This is a genomic window from Campylobacter sp. RM16190, assembly GCF_012978835.1.
Taxonomy (GTDB): Bacteria; Campylobacterota; Campylobacteria; order Campylobacterales; family Campylobacteraceae; genus Campylobacter_A.
In genome coordinates this window covers 101,711-121,298 of the sequence record NZ_LIWS01000002.1, presented here as the reverse complement: position 1 = coordinate 121,298, position 19,588 = coordinate 101,711, and the positions used below count along the sequence as shown (strand labels likewise).

The 19,588-nt window shown below is 38.5% G+C and carries 17 protein-coding genes; 10 read left to right on the top strand and 7 right to left on the bottom strand.

Annotated features, from left to right (window positions below; genetic code table 11):
- From CDOM16190_RS02630 to CDOM16190_RS02610, 5 genes are read left to right on the top strand one after another with little or no spacing between them, the layout of a single operon-like run.
- A complete protein-coding gene (locus CDOM16190_RS02630; RefSeq protein WP_170018777.1) occupies positions 1 to 480 on the top strand; it encodes a hypothetical protein in 480 nt (159 codons plus the stop codon).
- A complete protein-coding gene (gene nfo / locus CDOM16190_RS02625) occupies positions 477 to 1,313 on the top strand; it encodes a deoxyribonuclease IV (RefSeq protein WP_170018776.1) in 837 nt (278 codons plus the stop codon). Before CDOM16190_RS02630 ends, nfo begins: the two co-directional genes overlap by 4 nt.
- 9 nt (positions 1,314 to 1,322) lie before the next feature.
- The gene (locus tag CDOM16190_RS02620) at positions 1,323 to 2,573 is read left to right on the top strand and encodes an OmpP1/FadL family transporter (RefSeq protein WP_170018775.1); all 1,251 of its coding nucleotides are present in this window, start codon (positions 1,323 to 1,325) and stop codon (positions 2,571 to 2,573) included.
- An 8-nt stretch (positions 2,574 to 2,581) separates the two neighbouring features.
- Positions 2,582 to 4,144 (top strand): fatty acid--CoA ligase, encoded by a 1,563-nt coding sequence (locus CDOM16190_RS02615; protein WP_170018774.1) that lies wholly within the window; start codon positions 2,582 to 2,584, stop codon positions 4,142 to 4,144.
- Positions 4,128 to 5,852, top strand: coding sequence for an ATP-binding protein (locus CDOM16190_RS02610; protein WP_170018773.1), 1,725 nt, complete (start codon positions 4,128 to 4,130; stop codon positions 5,850 to 5,852). Before CDOM16190_RS02615 ends, CDOM16190_RS02610 begins: the two co-directional genes overlap by 17 nt.
- 58 nt (positions 5,853 to 5,910) lie before the next feature.
- Here CDOM16190_RS02610 and CDOM16190_RS02605 read toward each other — a convergent pair whose 3' ends face one another.
- The 7 genes from CDOM16190_RS02605 to rpsU all read right to left on the bottom strand — a co-directional run bounded on the left by CDOM16190_RS02605 (position 5,911) and on the right by rpsU (position 11,585).
- Entirely contained in the window at positions 5,911 to 7,266 is a 1,356-nt protein-coding gene (locus CDOM16190_RS02605; protein WP_170018772.1) for a coproporphyrinogen III oxidase family protein, read from the bottom strand.
- Positions 7,267 to 7,335: 69 nt separating this feature from the next.
- Entirely contained in the window at positions 7,336 to 7,833 is a 498-nt protein-coding gene (locus tag CDOM16190_RS02600; RefSeq protein ID WP_170018771.1) for a YajQ family cyclic di-GMP-binding protein, read from the bottom strand.
- On the bottom strand, positions 7,834 to 8,766 hold the full coding sequence (locus CDOM16190_RS02595; protein ID WP_170018770.1) for a D-2-hydroxyacid dehydrogenase: 933 nt from the start codon (positions 8,764 to 8,766) through the stop codon (positions 7,834 to 7,836). It lies immediately after the preceding gene.
- A gap of 2 nt (positions 8,767 to 8,768) precedes the next feature.
- Positions 8,769 to 9,950: a glutathionylspermidine synthase family protein gene (locus tag CDOM16190_RS02590; RefSeq protein WP_170018769.1), complete on the bottom strand. Its 1,182-nt coding sequence runs from the start codon at positions 9,948 to 9,950 to the stop codon at positions 8,769 to 8,771.
- The gene (locus tag CDOM16190_RS02585) at positions 9,950 to 10,552 is read right to left on the bottom strand and encodes a UPF0323 family lipoprotein (protein ID WP_170018768.1); all 603 of its coding nucleotides are present in this window, start codon (positions 10,550 to 10,552) and stop codon (positions 9,950 to 9,952) included. Before CDOM16190_RS02585 ends, CDOM16190_RS02590 begins: the two co-directional genes overlap by 1 nt.
- Entirely contained in the window at positions 10,549 to 11,277 is a 729-nt protein-coding gene (locus tag CDOM16190_RS02580; protein ID WP_170018767.1) for a DNA-binding protein, read from the bottom strand. The genes CDOM16190_RS02585 and CDOM16190_RS02580 overlap by 4 nt, the downstream gene beginning before the upstream one ends.
- Positions 11,278 to 11,372: 95 nt before the next feature.
- On the bottom strand, positions 11,373 to 11,585 hold the full coding sequence (rpsU, locus tag CDOM16190_RS02575; protein WP_169976385.1) for a 30S ribosomal protein S21: 213 nt from the start codon (positions 11,583 to 11,585) through the stop codon (positions 11,373 to 11,375).
- Positions 11,586 to 11,743: 158 nt separating this feature from the next.
- Between rpsU and ccoG the strand changes: the two genes are divergently transcribed.
- The 5 genes from ccoG (at position 11,744) to CDOM16190_RS02550 (ending at position 19,574) form a co-directional block, all read left to right on the top strand.
- Complete coding sequence (ccoG, locus tag CDOM16190_RS02570; RefSeq protein WP_170018766.1) at positions 11,744 to 13,087, top strand: cytochrome c oxidase accessory protein CcoG; 1,344 nt, start codon at positions 11,744 to 11,746, stop codon at positions 13,085 to 13,087.
- Between the two features lie 119 nt (positions 13,088 to 13,206).
- A complete protein-coding gene (locus CDOM16190_RS02565; protein ID WP_170018765.1) occupies positions 13,207 to 13,836 on the top strand; it encodes a TetR/AcrR family transcriptional regulator in 630 nt (209 codons plus the stop codon).
- 103 nt (positions 13,837 to 13,939) lie between these two features.
- Positions 13,940 to 15,061 (top strand): efflux RND transporter periplasmic adaptor subunit, encoded by a 1,122-nt coding sequence (locus CDOM16190_RS02560; RefSeq protein ID WP_170018764.1) that lies wholly within the window; start codon positions 13,940 to 13,942, stop codon positions 15,059 to 15,061.
- The gene (locus tag CDOM16190_RS02555; RefSeq protein WP_170018763.1) at positions 15,062 to 18,196 is read left to right on the top strand and encodes an efflux RND transporter permease subunit; all 3,135 of its coding nucleotides are present in this window, start codon (positions 15,062 to 15,064) and stop codon (positions 18,194 to 18,196) included.
- The gene (locus CDOM16190_RS02550; protein ID WP_170018762.1) at positions 18,189 to 19,574 is read left to right on the top strand and encodes an efflux transporter outer membrane subunit; all 1,386 of its coding nucleotides are present in this window, start codon (positions 18,189 to 18,191) and stop codon (positions 19,572 to 19,574) included. Before CDOM16190_RS02555 ends, CDOM16190_RS02550 begins: the two co-directional genes overlap by 8 nt.
- Positions 19,575 to 19,588: the final 14 nt, after the last annotated feature.

Here is a 19,588-nt window from a genome sequence, read left to right as displayed (position 1 = left end):
ATGAACAAATTTTTAAAAATCACATATATATTTTTAATATTATTTATATTTTCAGGCTGCGCTAACCTTCAAATCAGCAAGGTTTCAAACACGTTTGCTATTACAATTCTATCTCCGATTATAAAAATCAACGACGTAGGCTTTCTTCATAAAAGCTCAAATTCTCTAAATTTACAAATTTACAGCTCTGCAGTAAATTTAGCAAATATAAAAATTTCCGAGCAAATTTGCATAAGCGCCGTCTGCTATGAAAAAAAAGATTTTAATAAAATATTTTTCCTAAATGAGCATTACGATGAGTTTTTTAGAGAGATTTTAGAGAGACAACCTATATATAATGGGCAAAATTTAGTAACAAATGAGTGCGGATTTAGCCAAAATCTAAGTAAATATTCAATACAATATGAAGTTTGCAATAATAATATTAGTTTTAACGATGCAAAAAATAGAATAAAAATAATAATAAAAGAGCTTGAATGAAATATATCGGTGCACATGTAAGTGCGAGTGGTGGAGTAGAGAATGCTCCGTTAAATGCGATGCAAATAGGTGCAAACGCCTTTGCATTATTTGTCAAAAATCAACGTCAATGGAGTGCGAAGCCTTTGACGGATGAAAATATCTCAAAATTTAAAGAAAATCTCAAATCAGCTCAAATCTCGCCAGATCATGTCTTACCTCACAATAGTTATTTGATAAATTTAGGTCATTTTGATAATGAAAAACGTCAAATTTCAATAGATGCGTTTTTAGACGAAATTTCAAGAGTAGAAGAACTTGGTCTAAAAATGATAAATTTTCACCCTGGCTCACATCTAAAAGAGATTTCAACCGAACAGTGTCTAGACAACATAGCCGAATCTATAAATTTTTTGCTTGAAAATAGCCAAAATGTAAAGCTTGTGATAGAAAATACTGCAGGACAAGGAAGTAATCTGGGCTTTAAATTTGAACACATCGCATATCTAATTAAAAAATGCTTCGATAAGAATAGGATCGGGGTCTGCCTTGATACCTGCCATACCTTTTCTGCTGGTTATGATATAAAAGATAGCTACGAAAAGGTTATGAATGAATTTGACCAAATAATAGGCGTAAAATATCTAAGCGCTATGCATTTAAATGACACAAAATTTGGGCTAGCATCCAAAAAAGATAGGCACGAGAGTCTTGGAAAAGGTTTTTTGGAGCTAAAAACATTTGAAAACATTATAAAAGACAAACGTACAGACAATATCCCGCTCATACTTGAGACGATTGACGAGAGTATCTGGGCGGATGAGATAAAAATTTTAAGAAATTTTATAGAATAGGAGAGCTATATGAAAAAATATTTATTGTTTTCTTTGGCGGCTTGTAGCCTTTTAAACGGTGCCGGGTTTAAACTACCTGAGCAAAGTAGCGATAGTGTAGCACTTTTAAACTCGAACATTGCGACGAGCTTTGGTCCTGATGCGGCCTATTTTAACCCTGCGAACATGTTGTTTTTAGATGATCCTAGACATCAATTTGAAAGCTCGTTTTCATATTTGCAGCTAGATAACGTCAAATACACTCACTACGACGGCAAAAAATACAAATCAAGAAAATCAAAAGCCCTTCTTCCGACATTTCATTTCGTATCGCCTGAATATATTGCGAACTGGAAATTTGGTATATCTTTAGTTGTACCTGCAGGAATGTCGATGAGATGGGACGAGGATCTACCTAAGGCAACTTCAAAGAAATTTGATCTAAAGGTAATGGAGCTAAATCCTAGCGCCGCTTATAGAATTACAGATAATCTGGCTATAGGTTTTGGATTAAGAGCGGTATATACAAAAGGAGAGGCCATTCAAGATATAAACTCTCCTCTTAAAGCAGACCAAGATATCAAAGGTGATGGCGTAAATTTCGGATACAACATAGCTTTGACATATAAACCTATCGAAAATTTAAGCCTAGCAGCCACATATCGCTCAAAGGTTGATATGAAACTAAAGGGAGATACCGATATCAAAGCGCCTGCTCATCCTCTAGGAGCATTTCCTAACGGCTCTTATAGCGGCAAGGCTAAACTAAACGTTCCTCTTCCGGCATCTTTAAATTTGGCAATCTCATATGAGATAAAAGATACAACACTTATGTTTGCTTATGAGAAAACTTATTGGTCAGCTTGGAAAGAGCTAAATTTCGACTATCCTGATGCTGGTGCATCAAATTACTCAAATCCATTTTTTAAAGCCTTTGATGAGCCAAAAGCTAGAAATTGGAAAGATACAAATACATATCGCTTTGGTATAGCTCATAATGCAACCCAAAAACTAAGAATCATGGGCTCTATCATCTTTGATGAGGCGGCCTCTTTAAGTAGCACAACCAGCTTTGATTTACCTGATACAAAGGCCGTTGCATATGGAACAGGCTTTAACTACAAATTTAGCGAGGATTTAGAGCTTGGCATGAGCTACTTCTATCAAGATAGAAAAAAACGAGATGTGAAATACTATAGCGGCAATCCTAACTATCCAAACGGAACCTTTGAAAGAGGAAATGCTCAAGCTATAAATTTAGGTATAAAATATAAATTTTAAGGTATAAAATGAGTTATGTTTATCAAAATTTTTACGAGATGCTTAATGAATCTTGCAAGAAAAATCCAAAAGGTGTAATAATTTATGGCGAGGGGTATAAAACTACCTATAGCCAGCTTAAATTTAGCATCGACAGAGTCGCAGCATATCTACAAAGTATCGGAGTAAAATTTGGCGATAAGGTAGCGATGATAGTCTCAAATTCGGAAGAATTTCTAATAAGCTACTTTGCAATATCTGCCATAGGTGCTGTCGCAGTACCAATAAATACATTCTTAAAACATGAGGAATTTGAGTATATCTTAAACGATTGCGGGGCGAAAATTTTATTCGCCTCCTCAAATTTATCAAAAGAGATTAAGGGGCTTGAAAGCAGGACAAATTTAGAAAAAATCATATGGATAGGTGAATTTGGTAAATACAACGAATCAAACATAAGCTTTATAGCAGCCCTTAGCTGCAAAATAGAGCTAGATCTGATAAAACAACCGGTATTAACCGATCTAGCGCATATCATCTACACTTCAGGCACAACGGGCAAGCCAAAAGGTGCGATGCTAAGCTATAAAAACGTATTTTCAAATATAATCGGCGCTACAAAGTGCTTTGATATCAACAAAAAAGATAGATTTATAGTCTTTTTACCTATGTTTCATAGTTTTACTCTCACCGTTATGGTTCTTTTACCTGTATTTACGGCAAGTTCGCTTGTACTCATAAAGTCTGTTTTTCCATTCTCGAATGTTTTAAAACAAGCTCTTTTAAAAAGAGTTACAGTATTTTTAGGGGTTCCTGCGATATATACAGCTATAGGTAAGGCAAAAATTCCATGGTATTTCAAGTGGTTTAACTGCGTAAGGCTCTTTATCAGCGGTGCAGCTCCACTTGCAGAGCAAACCATAATCGACTTTAAAAAGAAATTTCCGCGCGCTAAGCTGCTTGAAGGATATGGTCTTAGCGAGTGTTCGCCAGCAGTCGCGATAAATCCAAGCAACAAGCAAAAGATAGCAAGCGTGGGGCTTCCTCTACCGGGATATGAGATAAAGATCGTAAATGACGAGATGATGGAAGTTGCTACCGGTGAAGTTGGCGAGATCATCGTAAAGGGCGATTGTGTCATGCAAGGATACTTAAATATGCCTGACGCAACGGACGAAACGATAATGAACGGCTGGCTAAGGACGGGCGATCTTGGCAAGGTTGATGAGGAAGGATATCTATTTATCGTTGATCGCAAAAAAGATCTAATCATCTCAAAAGGCATAAACATCTATCCTAGAGAGATCGAAGAGGTGCTCTTTAAACTCGAAGCTATCGAAGCTGCGGCAGTTGTGGGCATACGCGACGCACACGCTGATGAAGAGGTTATCGCGTTTATTCAGTTTAAAGATGAAATGAGTATAGACGAAAAGAGTATCAGAGCTCATCTTAAAAAGCATCTAGCGAATTTTAAAATTCCAAAACATATCCATGTGGTTAAAGAGCTGCCTAAAAACGCGACAGGCAAGGTGCTAAAACGCGTGCTAAAAGATCAGATCGCAAAGGGCGAATTAAGTGCAATATCTTCTTGAATTTATAGGCTCAAGCGCTAAAGACTCAAATTTAAGCGTGCTCATAAACTGCAACGAAAATGAAGCTAAAATTCTTCAATTTCTAAGCAGAGCCTACATAGACGGCAATGCTCAAAGTAGCGTTTATGACGTGCTTAAAGCGATATTTGGCGATGAAGAGTATAAATTTTTAGATCACTTAAGCGACATTAGATCTTTGATCGATAACGGTTGGATAAATCAAAGTTTTAGCATATTTAAAACTACCGAAACCAAGCCAAATCAATCAAATTTGCTTACTTTACTTCACACGGAAATTTCACTCTCTGCGGCGTTTTTAAAAATTTTAGAAAACGGCGATGTTAGTATCAAAATGCCTGAGATTACGGCGTATGAGGATCATTTGGAGTATCTTAAAGATCAGTTTTTGCGTATTGAACTTTATGCTAGATTTGCTCTTTTTGATCCAAACAGCTCAAATGAGGCTAAAAATAGACTTGAAAAAGAGATACAAACTCTTAACGAAACTATAAAAAAACGCCTGAATTTAACTAAAATCATCCTTGTGGTTGAGCAAATTTTTAAAGAAAATTCGCTTGATGAAAAGGAGCAAATTATATTTTTAGCGCTTTTAAAAGAGGAGTACGCTGGCGAATTTGATAGCTCCCGCGATCTAAATGCGCTTACTAGCATTTTGGGCGGCGATGAGTTTCAAAGAGCCAAAAACCGCTCGCTTTTAGATGACGGCTCAAGGCTTATTGAAAGCGGACTGATTGATTACGATGAAGTGCTAAGCACGCTAGGCAACATAACACGAAGCTTTTTTATAAACGATGACATTTTGCAGCGCATAATGCATCCAAAAAACGAGAAAAAGAGCAAGAAGCTTGAGCTCGCAAGCATAGTTAAAGAGCAAGAAATTTTCGAGCTGATCGAGCCTGCGACAAGTATCGATGATGTGGTGCTAAACGATAAGACAAAAGAGCTTTTAGACGCCATCTTAAAGCAAGTTGATAAAAAGGTCTTAGCTCGCCTTTCAAGCTGGGGTATCAAGTCGCGCCGAGCTATAGACGTTAAGATCATCTTTTACGGAGCTGCTGGAACGGGCAAAACAATGAGCGCCATAGGGCTTGCAAAGAGCCTTAAAAAGATGGTTTTGAGCTTTGACTGCTCTAAAATTTTAAGCAAATATGTTGGTGAAAGCGAACAAAACGTGCGCAAAATTTTTGATACGTATAAAGAAATTTGCGCTAAAAGCAAAAGTGAACCCGTGCTGCTGCTAAATGAGGCCGATCAGTTCCTAAGCACAAGGACAGAGAGCTCAAGCGGGGCTGATAAGATGCACAATCAAATGCAAAATATCTTCTTAGAGCAGATTGAGAAATTTGAAGGCGTTTTGATAGCCACGACAAATTTCTTGCAAAGCCTTGATAGTGCGTTTTCAAGAAGATTTGATTATAAAATCGAATTTAAAAAGCCAGATTTTGCAGCACGCCTTGCGATTTGGCGTAAAGTTATGCCTGAAAATGCGAGTTTTGAAGATGGATTTGACATCAAAGAGCTTGCGAAATTTGATCTAAGCGGTGCGCAAATCATGCTCGTGCTTAAAAACACAGCCCTTAAAGTCGCCATTAGAGACGATGGAATTTTTACTCTCAAGGACTTTGAAAATGAGATCAAACGCGAAATTTCAAGCGCCTTTGACGAAGAGAAAAAAGTAGGCTTTTAATCGCAATGTAAGCAAGAAGATAAATTCAAGCAAGCTCGCTTGAATTTATGTAGTTTTATCAAACCGCAGCTTTTGGCGAGATGACTGAATTATCGAAATTTGGCTCGGTGTTTTCTTCCATTATGCGTAGTTTTTTGCTTCGTTTTATCTTTGCATCATCTTTAAAAATCGCCCTTACCTTATCCATGCCTGCATAAAAATCACGCATCAAAACAAGGCAGATATATTTACCAAAAAATGTCGGCTTTATCATGCCGTTTTCTTCGTAGATCGCATTTACAAGCTTAAGCAAATTTAGCTCGACAAATAGCTCTTTGTGGATGTTTGCACGGTTAAATTCGTTGTATTTGGCTATATCAACTCCGCCGTCAAAAAGCTCGGTTAAGAAGATGTATTTCAGGCGATCTTTTTTAGTAAAGCTGCATTTTGCGATGACCGGGCTCTCGTGACTTTTCACCATTCTTCCGTAATCAAGCAAATTAAATGCGTTTATGAGAAGCTCTCCGTTTAAGAAGCTAAATGCACCGCTTCCGATTCCAAGATACTCGTGGTGGCTTCCTACGTATTCATCACGCAAATTTGCGTTATCGCGACCAAACGCCCAGGCATTACTTTGGTGATAGTCGCTGAAATTTTCGCAAATGAGCTCATAAAACTCGCGCTCGTTATCACTATCATCCACCCCAAGTGAGCGAGCTATCGCGTCACGCGTAAGCGGAGACTTCATAAGCGGATAGAAAGTTATCTGCTCAGGAGCGATTGATTTTGCGATTTTTACATCATGCAAAAGCTGCTCTCTAGTCTGATTTGGCAGGTTAAAAATAAGATCAAGACTTATCGTAGGCAGCACGCCCATAGCTTTTCTTAGCTTTTCTTGAAGCTGCTGGCTTGAACCGAAGCGATCATATCTGGCAACTTTTTTTAAGATGTCATCGCTAAAGCTTTGCACACCGACGCTTAAGCGGTCGATGAGCCCTTGAAATCTCTTTAAATTTTCAGGTTCAATATGATTTGGATCGCTCTCACACGATATATCTTTGATATCAAAAAGCTCTTTTGCAAGCACAAGCGTCTTTTCAAGCTCAGGCTCGTTTATAAGCGTGGTTCCGCCACCGACATACATCGACGTGAAGTTAAATCCGGCCTCCTTAACCTGCCTCATCTCTTCGCGCAAATTCGCAAAATAATGCACCGCAAGCTCTTGTTCGTAATGATACTTGTGAAATGAGCAATAAGGACAAAACGTGTGACAAAACGGCACGTGCGCATACAGCATATACTCGGTGTCAGGCTTTGGAATTTTGTTAAATTTATTATCTAAAATATTTATATTTAGCCCATCATAAAGGGACTTTTGCATAGAATTATGAGCGTAATTAACTGCAAATTTTTCTATAATATTCTTAAAACCCATAATTAATTCCTTTTTATAAAACAATCTTTATATATAATAGTCGTAAATTTACCAAAAAAAGTATTATAATTATTTTAAATTTCTAAAACTAAGCGGTAATTCAAGATTTAAAGCTTTAACGATCCTTATGCACTCTTGCAGATCATCGATCGATTTGCCTGCGACCCTCACCTCTTCGCCTCTAATTGTTGCATTTACCTTTAGTTTTGCGTCTTTTATAGCTTTTGTGATCTTTTTTGAATTTTCACTATCAAGCGTATCGTTTAGCTTAAGAGTGGCTTTTATATTGCCTCCGCTTGCGCTTTCTCGCTTGCTTTCACTAACCGCTACAGGCGGGATATTTCGCTTGATAAGCTTTGAGATAACGATATCTTTTAAAGCGTCGATTTTATTATCGCTTGTGCTAAGAAGAGTGATAAATTTATCCTTTTCGTTTAGCTCTATTTCAGCAGCGATACCCTTGAAGTCATACCTCGCGGCAACCTCTTTTTTCGCTGTTTCAAGAGCGTTTTTAACCTCCATCAGATCAACTTGCGCACTTATATCAAAGCTATGTTCGCTAGCCATTTAACTCTCCTTTATAAAATTTTCTATATTTTTTACTATCAAATTTATGAGTTTCTGGCGAGCCTCTTTGCTCGCCCAGGCGACATGTGGTGTGATTATTAAGTTTTCTTTGTTTTTGATACTTAAAAGCGGATGATTTTTTCTCATCGGCTCGCTTTCAAGAACATCTATGCAGGCTTTTAAATTTCGCTCGTCTATCGCCTTAGCAAGTGCGCTTTCATCGACTATCCCGCCACGTCCGAAATTCATAAGCACTGCGCCCTCTTTCATCAAATTTAGCTCTTTAGAAGAGATTAAATTTCGTGTTTTTTCATTAAGAGGAGCGTGTATGCTTACGATATCGCAGCTCTTTAAAAGCTCATCTAAATTTTGCCTTTTAAACTCGCCATTATCATTTGCTCCACTTGTTGAGTAGTAGCTCACGTTTGCGCCAAAAGCCATAGCTATCCTAGCCACACTTCTTCCTATCTCGCCAAGTCCGATGATGCCGAAATTCTTACCGCTTATCTCGCCAATAGATCTATCTAAATTCGTAAAAATTTCGCTCTTGACCCACTCGCCGCTTTGCACATAATCATCATAAAATTTAATGCGATTTACTAACGCTAACAAACATGCAAAAGTATGCTGTGCAACGCTGTTAGTCGAGTAGCCTGCGACATTTTTAACGGCTATATTTTTAGCTTTTGCATAGTCTAGATCGACATTGTTCATACCTGTTGCGCTTATGCAAATCAGCTTTAAATTTGTCGCGTCCATAACATCACGGTCAATAATAACCTTGTTAGTTATCACGACATCAGCGCCCTTTAAACGCTCTATAGTCTCGCTTTTATCAGTCTTATCATAGCTTACAAACTCGCCAAATTTAGCAAAAACATCAAGGCTAACATCACTTCCTAAAGTCGAAGCATCAAGGCAGACTATTTTCATGCTTACCCCTTTATGTAGTGTCCTACGAATTTAGAAGCGTTGTTTAAAATTTCTCCGCCTTTTCTGTATCCAAGCGCGCAAGCCTCATAAGCAAAAAAGACTCCAGCCTGATAGCTATCGCCTCTTTCGTCTTTGTTAAATTCATAAAATTCTTGATATATGGCTCTGTTTGCGCCGTATTCGCCATCACTGCTAACACTAACGCTTCCGTCAGCTTCTATAATGCTAACGTTTGCTCCTTCACGGCCAAATATCGGCTTTTTAACGCATTTTTTGTTAGCTAACGGCTTGTCTGAAGCCTCGAGCAAAAGCGGATGATTTGGATAAATATCCCAAAGAATTTTTAAAATTCCCTTGCTTTGAAACATCAGTGTATAGGCAGGATTTAAGATGATGGCTCTTTGATTTGCCATTATATTTTTAAGAATAAGCGCAAGTTCGCCCTCCTGCACGGCAATATCCTCCCAAGGAACAAGTTTAAACCAGTACTCGTAGTTTTCACCGCCTTTGAAGATGCCCTCTTCGTCGTTAAACTCAACCTCATCAACATAAGCAAAATCAGTATGAAACCCGGCTTCTTTAGCGATATACTCAAGCAGTTTTACACTCTGTTCATCCTCGATGCTGCCGGCAATAGAGCTAAACAGAATTTTCCACCCCTCATAAAGCTTGTTAAACTCGCTTGTATCCTCGCTAAGCGTTACAAGACGCTTGAAATTTTCTTTCAAAGCTTCGTAAAGATCGTTAAACTGAGAACTCTCATCCATGCCGTTAAATTTCAAAATCGCCCATTGGATAATCGCCGTTTCAAATATCGCAGTCGGCGTATCGGCGTTAAATTCAATGAGCTTTATAGGCTTTCCGTTAAGTCCGCCAGCTAAATCAAAACGCCCGTAAAGATGCCAGTGAACTTCGTTTTCCCAGCTTTCTTTTACCATATCAACAAGATTAAAAGGTATGCCAACCTCGTGATAGAGGTTATTATCTATTATGTGCTGTCCGGCGGTTACAAACATATCATATAGCTCATTTGCCGCCTCGTAGTAGGCTTCCGCCTCTTGCTCGCTAACTTCTACAAGCTCATCTGCGATATATGAGCTATCGTCGCTATCGGTATGCCAAGCAAAGCCGATATTTTCCAAAAACGCCTTATCTAAAGGCTTGACTTTTTTTAAATTTAACATCATCCACCTACCGATTGATTAGTCTTGCTTCCGCTACCAAAAAATCCGCTCTTGCCGCCCGCAGGCTTGCCTGCAGAGCTTGTAGCCTTAGCTTTATTAAAGCTATCAACGCTTCTTGAGTAAGTCGAAGGGTTTTTATATGCTGTTTGACGATGGCTTTGGAAACCTTGATTATTAAACAGCTTGCTACCTATCCAGCTTCCTAAAATACCTCCTGCAATCGAAGATAATAAAACTTCACCAAGCCCAAGCCCGCCACTACTAAGCTGCGCATCAGGCTTTGTCAAATTTGAAGTGCCGTTATCGATCTTAGCGTTTTCTTCGGCGATTAGCTTATCCATCTCCTCTTTTGTTAGCACGCGCTCCTTGCCGTCAAGCTGCTTTAGCACGACTCTGGTTTCGCTGCTTGGATACTCTTCAAGCACCTTATATGAGCCTGGCGCAGTCTCTTCTATGATAACGAAAGCTCCTTGAGCTTGCGCCGCTTCTTGCACTACGCTTTTATCCTCTCCGCCTCCGCTACATCCAGCAAGACCTGCCATAACTACCGCGCCAAATCCGCCTACAGCGGCATAAGTTGCAATTTTTTTGATTCTTTTCATAATTCACCTACTATCTGTTTTATTGATTTTTCGTTTCTTACCCATATTACGCCGTCTTTAAATTTGATAAATTTCGACTTTCCGATATTTTTAATGATCAATTTTTGTATCTTTTTTTTCTTTTTGTTTTTTGAATTTAATCCATTTAAAAACTCGCTCAAGCTAATCCACTTTTTGATTTTTACCTCGTCTTTTACTTCGCTATCAAATTTAGCTTTTTCTTCGCTCTGAGCTGTCTCATGACCTTCGTCAAATTCGACATCAATCGGACGGATATATTCGCCGTTTTGTCTTGCTAAAAGCGGACGCTCAAGCATCTGCAAAAAATATCTAAATTTTTCGTCACGCTCTTTGTAAATTTCAGCTATTTCATCTTTATTAGCGATTAAAATTTGCTCTTTTTGCGCGTGCAAACGCTCCTTATCGTCTTGCAAATTTCTATTTTGCTCTTTTAGCTCTTCAAGCTGTGTTAGTAAAAATTTGATAAATTCACTTCGCTCTTCGCTGGTTTCGCTTGAATTTTCACTAACAATTTTTTTAGCGTTTGTTTTGGTTGTTTTAGCTTTTGTTTGTGGCTCGTTAGTCGCTGCATCGTCTTCTATTAAGACGTATTTAACGCCTTTTTCGTCAATTGATTTTAAGCTTTTTCGTCTTATCCTGTTATAGATCGCCTCTTTTGTTATGCCTAGAACTTCGGAGGCTTGACTAACGGATAACTTACGCATAAATTTCCTTTTCTTAAAAAATACAGATATTATGGCAAATTTAGGCTAATAAAGAAGTTAAACTAACTAACACGAAGTTAGTTAGTTTAATTTGGTTAGAGTTTTGACTCGTAGCGTCTAAGCATATAAAGACGTTTAAGCATTTTTTTACGAGCTGAAATTTTTTGCTTTTTGCGAATTTCAGTCATAGGCTCGAAAAATCTTCTTGCTCTAACTTCAGTTACAACAAGGTTTCTATCGACTTGCTTTTTAAATTTCCTATACGCTTCGTCAAAAGACTCATTAGGATGCACCTTGATTCCTGGCACGACCCTCACCACCTTTCGATTAAAATAGAGTGCGATTATACTTAAATTTTCTTAAATTTCAAAATTTATTTAGTTTTCTGCTTATTATAAGATTGCTTTAACTACAAAAGTTCTATAATTTAAATTTAAAATATTACATTTTTAAAACAGGAATTTTGATGTCAAATTTAATAGATAATCCACAGTCTAACTACGCCAAAAAGCGCTATATTTTTTATTCGATTTTGACCTGTATCGCGCTGATACTGCCGTTTATCCGAATCGGTGGTAACTACTTTTTCCTACTTAGTTTTGACAAAAAGCAGCTTCACCTGCTCTTTAACAGCTTTGATACGCAAGAACTTTATCTGATGCCGTTTGTGCTTATCATATTTTTTCTTACTATATTTTTTCTTACGACGCTTGGAGGAAGGGTTTGGTGCGGTTGGAGCTGTCCGCAGACGATATTTCGCGTGATTTATCGCGATCTTATCCAGACTAAAATTTTAAAGCTTCACAAAAACATAAGCAACAAACAAAAGCCTATAGATGGGCGAAATTTCAAAAAATTTGCAGGCGTAGTTATATGGTCGGTCTTAGCCTGTTTGGCTGCGGCAAATTTCTTGTGGTTTTTTGTGCCGCCCGAGGATTTTATAAGCTACGTTAAAAATGCCGGAGAGCATAAATTTTTAATGGGAATTTGGTTTTTTATAACGGCGTTTATAGTATTTGACGTGGTTTGGCTGGCGGAGAAATTTTGCGTATATATCTGTCCATACGCGAGAATTCAATCTGTTATGTTTGATGATGATACGATTCAAGTAATTTATGACGAGAGGCGTGGTGGTAAAATTTACGATAAAAACATCAAGCTTTGGAAAAAGCCGCTAGAGCCTGTAAATGAGTGCACCGGATGTGAGGCCTGTGTGAAAATTTGCCCAACTCACATAGACATAAGAAAAGGCATGCAGCTTGACTGTATAAACTGCCTTGAGTGCGTGGATGCGTGCAGTAAAGTAATGGGCAAGCTTGGCAAAAAGACACTCATAGACTGGACGAGTGACAACTCGCTAAAATCGGGCAAGAAGGTTAACTATCTTAGATTTAGAACTATCGCTTATATAGTGGTTATCGGCATTGCTACGGTGATTTTAGCGTTTATGAGTACAAAAAAAGAGTACATGCTGCTAAACATAAATCGCACGAGCGAGCTATATAAGATTACAAAAAGTAACAAAGTTGAAAATGCATATACATTTTTATTTCAAAACACTGACAACAAAGAACATGCTTACTATTTTGACATCAATGATACAAATATTAAAATAGAACGCCCAAAAGATGAAATAGTATTAAAAGCAGGAGCTAAAAAGAAAGTTGTAGTAGTATTATCATCTGAGTCGATAAGTATCGATAAAAACGGTAATAAACCCGTGTCTATAAACATAACTGCTTACGCAAAAGACGATAAAGAGAGGATTAATATAAAAAGAGAGACTATATTTGTATATCCTGAGAAATAAAATATAAAAATTTAAAATTAAATTTTATATTTTATATATTTATAAAGAAAGTTTAATGTTATTAGAGCTACAATAACATCTGATTCACTTTTTTGAATAAATTTAACGAAGGATTTAGTATGTCAATCAAAATGTCTAAACGCGGCCAAGAGCGGTACGAAAAGATTATGGAAGTAGCTCTCGAGTCTTTTTTAAACAACGGATATGAGAATACTAGCTTAAGTGATATTATAGAAAAAAGCGGCGGGTCATTAGCAAGCGTATATAAATTTTTTAACAACAAAGAGGGCTTATTCACTGCTATTGTTGAGCGTAGCTTAGACAATTTCTGTGCCGAAATAGAAGAAAAGATAAATTTAAAAATTTCTCACAAGATAGAGGACTTCTTAACTAAATTTGCAAATATATTTTTTGATATTATATGTGATAGAAAAACTACCTTAATAACAAGAATTATGCTTATTGAAGGTTACAAAAATAACGCCTCTTTAGGAAATATGTTCTTAGAGCAAGTTATAAATAGAGTAAATCAAATTTTAGTAGATTTTATGGAGAGAGAAGAGATAAAATCTCAGCTTGATGAGTCTATAGACCCTAAAACAGCAGCATCTTTATTTTGCGGACTAGTAAGGAACCCTTATCATTATCATGCTATCTTATTGAATAGTGATATAGTATTAAGTGAGCAAGAGCGAGAAGATCATATTAAAACATGTGTTAAAATTTTTCTAAAAGGTATTACAAAATAATTTTTTAACATAAAGATTGACAAAAATTTTAAATAAGAGTAAAATATCGTTTTTATTGTAACATATATTACAATATCAAAACTACAACAATAAGGTTATTTTGATGAATAGTTTTAAGAATATTTTCACTCTAATAATGATTTCTCTTCTTTTTACGGGATGCTTTAAAGAAGAGAATTCAAAGTCAAAAGCTCAAGCTGTAAGGCAGATGCCGCCTGCAAAAGTTGACATCATAAAAGCCAAAAAAGAAGATATCCCGATCACCTTTGAATACCCCGGCAAAATCGCAAGCAACCAAGATGTAACGCTTAGACCGAAGGTTTCAGGCACTCTTATAAAACAGTATTTTAAAGCCGGAGATAAGGTAAAAGCAGGGGATAAGCTGTTTTTAATTGATCCTGAAAAATATCAAGCAAGCTATGACGCTCTTGAAGCAAGCGTGGGTGTCGCAAGCGCAACACTTAAAAACGCTCAAACCGAATTTAACAGAGTAAAAAAACTATACGAGAAAAAAGCCGTAAGCCAAAAGGAATTTGACTCGGCAAAAAGCGCTCTTGACATAGCAAACGCAACCTTGCTAAGCGTAAAAGCAAATTCCAAAAACGCAAAGATAGATCTTGGCTATACGACTGTAGTTGCGCCATTCGACGGAATCTTAGGCGAAAATTTGGTTGATGTGGGCTCATTCGTATCAGCTAGCGCAACCGAGCTTGTAAGGCTTACTCAGATAGACCCGATAAGCGTTAAATTTTATATCGCAGACGTTGATAATCTAAATAGAGTTAAAAATGTAGAGGCAGGCTCTTGGGCGCAAAACGGCGCGCAGGCAACTCTAAAAGTGGGGAATCAAATTTTTAAAGGCAAAGTAACTTTTATAGATAGCGTTGTGGATGTAAATGTAGGCAGCGTTTTAGCTAAGGCTGAATTTGCAAATAGCGAGCTAAAGCTGCTTCCAGGAGCATTTGCAAGTGTGGTTATGGACGGATTTTATCAAAAAGACGGCTTTAAAATTCCTCAAGTTGCCATCCAGCAAGACGCTATGAATACCTTTGTGCTTGTGCTAAAAGATCAAAAAGTCACGCAAAAAAATGTAGAAATTTCATATCAGAAAGAGGACTACGCCGTAGTTAGCAGCGGACTTGAAGAAGGCGATCTCATAATCATAAATAACTTTAAAAAGATTAGAGTCGGAGCCGGCGCGCAAGCTGATAAGGAGATAAACTAGATGTTTTCTAAATTTTTTATAGATAGACCTATCTTCGCGACGGTAGTATCTATAATCATCGTAATAGCAGGCTCAATGGCGATTAAAGGACTTCCTGTCGAAGAGTATCCGCAGCTTACTCCGCCTCAAATTTCAGTAAGTGCGTCATATACGGGAGCCGATGCGCAGACTATCGCCGACTCGGTTGCGACGGTGATTGAACATCAGATAAACGGTGTTGAAAATATGCTTTATATGCAAAGCACCTCAAGCTCAAGCGGTACTATGGGTATAAATGTATATTTTAAGATAGGTGCAGACTCAAAGCAAGCGGCTATCGATGTAAACAACCGCGTTCAAGCAGCTCTTGCAAAACTTCCTAGCGAGGTTCAGCAAAGAGGTGTAACGGTAAGAGAAAGAAGCTCAAGTATACTTGAGGTTATCTCATTTACATCTGAAGATATGGATATCATCAAGATGCACAACTACGTGCTGGCAAATATCGAAGATGAGATAAAAAGAGTCGATGGAGTCGGAGATACCGCGGTTATCGGTACTAAAGACTACGCTATGAGAATTTGGCTTAAGCCCGATATGCTTGCTAAATTTAACATCTCAACAAGCGAAGTCATAGCTCAAATCAATCAGCAAAACAAACAATACGCCACAGGTAAGATAGGAGAGCAGCCAAACACTACGGACAATCCTTACGTCTTTTCTATTAGACCCGAAGGGCGTCTAAAAAGCGTGCAAGAATTTGAAAATATCGTCTTAAGAACTTCAAAAGAAGGCACTATGCTAAAGCTAAAAGACGTAGCAAACGTCGAGCTTGGAGCAAGAAGTTATGTGTTTGAAGGTATGCTAAACGGACAAAAGATGGTGCCTATGCTCATTTTCTTGCAAAACGGCGCAAACGCTCTTGCAACCGTAAATGCCGTAAATAAAAAGCTTGACGAGCTATCAAGAAATTTCCCGACCGGATTTAAGCACACGGTCGCTTATAACCCGACCGAATTTATACAAGTATCTATAAATGAGGTTATGAAGACCTTTTTAGAGGCGATGGTGCTTGTAATGGTCGTTATGTATATGTTTTTAAAGAGTTTTCGCGCGACCATCATACCTATGCTTGCGGTGCCTGTGTCTATCATAGGCACTTTTGCAGGGCTTTATGCGATGGGCTTTACGATAAATTTGATAACGCTGTTTGCTCTCGTGCTTGCTATCGGCATAGTCGTTGATGATGCGATCATCGTTATAGAAAATATAGAGAGAATTTTACATGAAGAAGATATCAGCGTAAGAGACGCTGCTATAAAAGCGATGCAAGAGGTTGCCGCGCCGGTAGTTTCTATCGTGCTTGTGCTTTCTGCGGTATTTATCCCGGTTGCATTTATGGAAGGGTTTGTTGGCGTCATACAGCGTCAATTTGCGCTTACTTTAGTTGTTTCGGTTTGTATCTCGGGATTTGTCGCACTTACCTTGACGCCCGCACTTTGCGTGGTTATGCTTAAAAAGCAAGAATCACAACCATTTTGGTTCGTGCGTAAATTTAACGAATTTTTTGACTGGAGCACGAGCATATTTACAGCAGGTGTCGCAAAAGTACTAAGACATATCATTCCAAGCTTCATCGCCATAGGCATTATGGGCTATGCTATATTTGTGCTGTTTAATTCAATCCCTGGCAGCTTGGTGCCGCCTGAAGATAAAGGCTCGATAATAGCCATTACCTCGCTTCCACCCGCTTCTGTCATGGATAGAACCAAAAAAGAGATGAAGGATATAAGCGACGCATTTACCAAAAACCCAAACATAGAATTTGTAACAGGTCTTGTTGGATATGATATGTTTGCGGGCGCACTTAAGGAAAACTCGGCAGTTGCTTTCATAAGACTTAAAGACTGGAGCGAAAGAAAGAGCGCAGATAGTTCGGCTAGCGCTTTAGTAGGTCATTTTAATAAGATATTTTGGGGCTCAAAAGAATCAATGACTTTCGTCGTAAACGTCCCGCCGATAACAGGACTTAGTATAACTGGTGGCTTTGATATGTACCTGCTTAACAAAACCGGCAAAACATATAACGAGATCGAAAAAGACGCTTTAAAAGTAGTCGCCGCAGCAAATGCTCGCCCGGAGCTTACAAGCGTAAGAACCACGCTTGAGACAACCTATCCGCAGTATAATCTAACCGTAGATAAGCAAAAGGCTAAACTCTTAGGAGTAAGCGAGCCTGATATCTTTAGCACCATAGCGGCAACCATCGGCTCATACTATGTAAATGACTTCAACATGCTTGGAAAGTCCTATAACGTCTATGTAAGAGCTGTTGATACATATAGAAATTCGCCGGAGGACTTTAGAAATATCTTTGTTAAGTCAAACAGCGGCGAGATGATACCGCTAAATTCGCTTGTTACGTTAAAGCGAGGAGTGGGACCTGATATCGTGGATAGATTTAACCTCTTTCCGGCCGCTAAAATCATGGGCGATCCAAAGCCTGGCTACACTTCAGGAGACGCGATTAAAGCGATAAGCGAAGTGGTCGTAGAGCAGCTATCAAACGACGAATACTCCATAAGCTGGTCAGGAAGCGCTTATCAAGAGGTTAGCTCGCAGGGAACGGGCACTACGGCGTTTATATTTGGTATGGTGTTTGTGTTTTTGATCCTTGCCGCGCAATACGAAAGATGGCTCATCCCGCTTGCGGTTATCACGGCGGTACCGTTTGCGGTGTTTGGCTCACTTGTGGCGGTTTGGGCTAGAGGGCTAACTAACGATATATATTTTCAGATAGGGCTTTTGCTTCTTATCGGGTTATCTGCTAAAAATGCGATCTTGATCGTGGAATTTGCGATGCAAGAGCGCGAAAGCGGAAAGAGCGCCTTTGAAGCGGCTGTTAATGCTGCAAAGCTAAGGTTTCGCCCGATAGTAATGACCTCTATCGCATTTACGCTAGGAGTTTTCCCGATGGTTATAAGCACAGGCGCAGGAGCCGCGTCTCGTCATGCACTTGGCACGGGAGTGATCGGCGGCATGATAGCTGCAACCACGATAGCAATATTTTTCGTGCCGATGTTTTACTATCTGCTTGAAAATTTAAACAACAAATTTTGGGATAAAAAGCCAAAAGTAAAGGAGAGCGCCCATGCGTAATCTACTCATAATCGCTGTTGCGATATTTTTTGCAGGCTGCTCGTTTAGACCTGAGCTGCCAAATGTCGATACAAATTTTGAGGCGACTTATCAGCTCACAACCGATATCAAAGATAGATGGTGGGAAGAATTTGGCGATGAAAATTTAAATGCCATCGTTGAAGAAGCGCTTAACAACAACATAGATCTTAAGATCGCCTTTTTAAATTTGCAAAAAGCCGAAGCAAGCCTTGGCATAGCAAGTGCGGATCTGTTTCCTAGCGTAAATTTAAACGCAGGCGCTACAAGAGCCAGAACAAGCGGTGAAACCTACACAAAACAAGACAATGTAAAATACACAAACCACTCATTAAATTTCGGGTTAAACTACGAGATCGATCTTTGGGGAAGAGTTAAAAACAGTATAGAAGCTTCCAAATCAAGCTTAAAAGCGAGCAAATTTGACTACGACAGCGCAAGACTTACCATAGCATCAAATATCGCCAAAAGCTACTTCACTTTGGTTGCTTTAAACATGCGAGAAAAGGTGCTAAGCGATACTCTCAAAAACTATGAAGAGATAATGAATTTCAGAAAAACTCAGCTTGAGTTTGGAAGTGTCGATAACATCACCTTTTTGCAAAGCAAAGCTCAAGTAGATAGCGCCAAAGCAAGCCTTGTAGACATCAAAAACTCAATCAGCCTAGCACTAAATTCACTTAGCATAATGAGCGGCAAAAGCAACGATGAAATTTTAAAAGGTGTCATGAAAAGCTCCAAAAAACTGCCAAAAGAACCGGAAGTAAAAGCCGGCATAAGCGCAGACATACTGCTTAGAAGAAGCGATGTAGCTAGCGCTTATGAAACTTTAAAAGGCACAAACGCTCTAGTAGGCGTATCTAGGGCGGCTTACTATCCGTCGATATCCCTTACCGGACTTTTTGGATTTGTTAGCGAGGATCTTGCTAGGCTGTTCGTATCAAACGCGACTAACTGGAGTTTGGGAGGTTCTTTAACTCAAAAGATATTTGACCACGGACGCATCAAAAACAATGTAAAAATCGCTGAAACTAACGAGCAAATAGCGGCTCTAAACTACGAAAAAACTATAAAAACAGCTCTTGGCGAAGTTAAAAACGCACTTATCTCAAGACAAAACGCAAAGCTTTCAGAGCAAAGCATAAAAGAGCTTTTAAATTCGCAACAAAAAATTTATAAGATAGCTAAAAGCAAATTTGACGAGGGCTACAGCAGTCACCTTGAGCTACTTGACGCACAAAGAAATTTGCTTGCCACAGAGCTTCAAAATATAAGCGCGAATTTAAACGTTATAAACTCGGTCGTGGAAATTTATAAGGCGTTTGGCGGCGGGTTTAAACTTGAGAGCGAATTCAAATAACACTAAAGCGGAAG

Coding starts and splice junctions, on each gene's coding strand:
- CDOM16190_RS02550 (WP_170018762.1), top strand. CDS start 18,189: ATGCGTAATCTACTCATAATCGCTGTTGCGATATTTTTTGCAGGCTGC.
- CDOM16190_RS02565 (WP_170018765.1), top strand. CDS start 13,207: ATGTCAATCAAAATGTCTAAACGCGGCCAAGAGCGGTACGAAAAGATT.
- CDOM16190_RS02555 (WP_170018763.1), top strand. CDS start 15,062: ATGTTTTCTAAATTTTTTATAGATAGACCTATCTTCGCGACGGTAGTA.
- CDOM16190_RS02590 (WP_170018769.1), bottom strand. CDS start 9,950: ATGTTAAATTTAAAAAAAGTCAAGCCTTTAGATAAGGCGTTTTTGGAA.
- CDOM16190_RS02600 (WP_170018771.1), bottom strand. CDS start 7,833: ATGGCTAGCGAACATAGCTTTGATATAAGTGCGCAAGTTGATCTGATG.
- CDOM16190_RS02560 (WP_170018764.1), top strand. CDS start 13,940: ATGAATAGTTTTAAGAATATTTTCACTCTAATAATGATTTCTCTTCTT.
- CDOM16190_RS02620 (WP_170018775.1), top strand. CDS start 1,323: ATGAAAAAATATTTATTGTTTTCTTTGGCGGCTTGTAGCCTTTTAAAC.
- ccoG (WP_170018766.1), top strand. CDS start 11,744: ATGTCAAATTTAATAGATAATCCACAGTCTAACTACGCCAAAAAGCGC.
- CDOM16190_RS02605 (WP_170018772.1), bottom strand. CDS start 7,266: ATGGGTTTTAAGAATATTATAGAAAAATTTGCAGTTAATTACGCTCAT.
- nfo (WP_170018776.1), top strand. CDS start 477: ATGAAATATATCGGTGCACATGTAAGTGCGAGTGGTGGAGTAGAGAAT.
- CDOM16190_RS02585 (WP_170018768.1), bottom strand. CDS start 10,552: ATGAAAAGAATCAAAAAAATTGCAACTTATGCCGCTGTAGGCGGATTT.
- CDOM16190_RS02595 (WP_170018770.1), bottom strand. CDS start 8,766: ATGAAAATAGTCTGCCTTGATGCTTCGACTTTAGGAAGTGATGTTAGC.
- CDOM16190_RS02615 (WP_170018774.1), top strand. CDS start 2,582: ATGAGTTATGTTTATCAAAATTTTTACGAGATGCTTAATGAATCTTGC.
- CDOM16190_RS02580 (WP_170018767.1), bottom strand. CDS start 11,277: ATGCGTAAGTTATCCGTTAGTCAAGCCTCCGAAGTTCTAGGCATAACA.
- CDOM16190_RS02630 (WP_170018777.1), top strand. CDS start 1: ATGAACAAATTTTTAAAAATCACATATATATTTTTAATATTATTTATA.